The sequence below is a fragment of the Hymenobacter algoricola genome (assembly GCF_039539525.1).
Lineage (GTDB): Bacteria > Bacteroidota > Bacteroidia > Cytophagales > Hymenobacteraceae > Hymenobacter > Hymenobacter algoricola.
Genome location: NZ_BAABDH010000061.1, coordinates 1 through 1,412, shown reverse-complemented (window position 1 = coordinate 1,412; position 1,412 = coordinate 1). Strand labels below are relative to the sequence as shown.

Sequence of the window (1,412 nt, the reverse complement as noted above, 5' to 3'; positions counted from 1 at the left end):
GCAGCGGCGATTTTCTCACGTAAGTCCAAGGAATAGGCGCGCATGTACTAGCTTACGAACCCGCCCCGGAAAGGTGTACGCCAGTTATGAAACTGCTATAAGACAATAGAGTCACCTGGTAAGCTACCAGTTGTAACGCAATATGTGGATGGGTATATTTTTCAAACGGACCCAACAACACAGCTAACCCAAGCAGTATCAGGGCCACTATCAGAGGGACGTGTGTTACGTAACCCTGCTGGCAGCAGGTGGAACTGGAAGTTTGAGTATCATATTAAAGACCATCTTGGGAATCTGCGCTTTGCGTTCCGAGATCAATCGGACAATGGCCAGCAGCGGATGATGGCTGGAATGGAACCCGCTAATTCTGAGAAAGAAGAGCAAACATTCCAGCATATAGATGAGACTCGCCAACAGGACGCCATTCATGCGCGCAGCGGTAACTATGTAGCACGCCTGAGTAAAAAAGAAGGTCGGCGTGAGGGTCCTAGTATTACCTGGACAGTACAAGCCGGTGACAGTGTGTATGCCGAAGCTTATGGACGTTATGACCGCCAAAAGCCACTTGGGGTACTACAAGGGGGAGCAATAGCCGTGGGCGCTAATGCCGCGAATGGAGTTGGTCCTTCACTTATATCTGAGAAGAAACAACGTACAACGCGACGAGGAATACCGTTCTTGGGCATATCACTGGCTATTACGCCGCAGCTATTTAAGCTGGGCCATCAAGTACGATCAAAAAGCATCCCTCAAACTTACTTGCGCTATGAGTTATATACCCAAGACAGTCAGTTAGTAGCAACGCGAGTTCAACAGCTGCGCGCGACTGCGGATGACGAATGGCAACATCTGGCAGTAGGGATGACTGCTGACAGTGCTGGTTATGTTAAAGTAAGCCTTATCAATGAAAGTGACACGCCGGCTTACTTCGATGACTTAGAACTACGCACAGTTGATCCATACTTGGTACAGGAAAATCATTATGATCCTTTCGGACTAAATCTAGTAGGCATTGAATCAAGCTCGGGACAGGATACCAAGTTTCAGTTCAACGGGCAAGAGATGCAGGAAGACTTCGGTCTAAACTGGAACCATCAAGGAGCACGGTTTTATGATCCGCAACTTGGACGCTGGCATATGGTGGATGCATTAGCGGATGATGTGACGCAAGTAGAATTTTCGCCATATCAGTTCTCTTGGAATAATCCTATAAATTATTCTGATCCGGAAGGGCTTTATGCTTATGATGAATTTAACCAACGAGATCCTGAGGAAGGATATATTAATATGATTGTAGCAGAGGATCTTATATAGCGGATTCGTGAACAGTTCATCCCTATTTGGCGGATAGCCGTAGCCAGTAAGATGAATCCCTATTCGCTTGATTTACGCACCCGCGTGGCGGCGGCCTG

General features: G+C 47.5%; 1 protein-coding gene. It reads left to right on the top strand.

Annotation, left to right across the window (positions count from 1 at the left end):
- Positions 1–222: 222 nt before the first annotated feature.
- Complete coding sequence (locus tag ABD842_RS13795) at positions 223–1,314, top strand: RHS repeat-associated core domain-containing protein (protein WP_345114954.1); 1,092 nt, start codon at positions 223–225, stop codon at positions 1,312–1,314.
- Positions 1,315–1,412 lie beyond the last annotated feature (98 nt).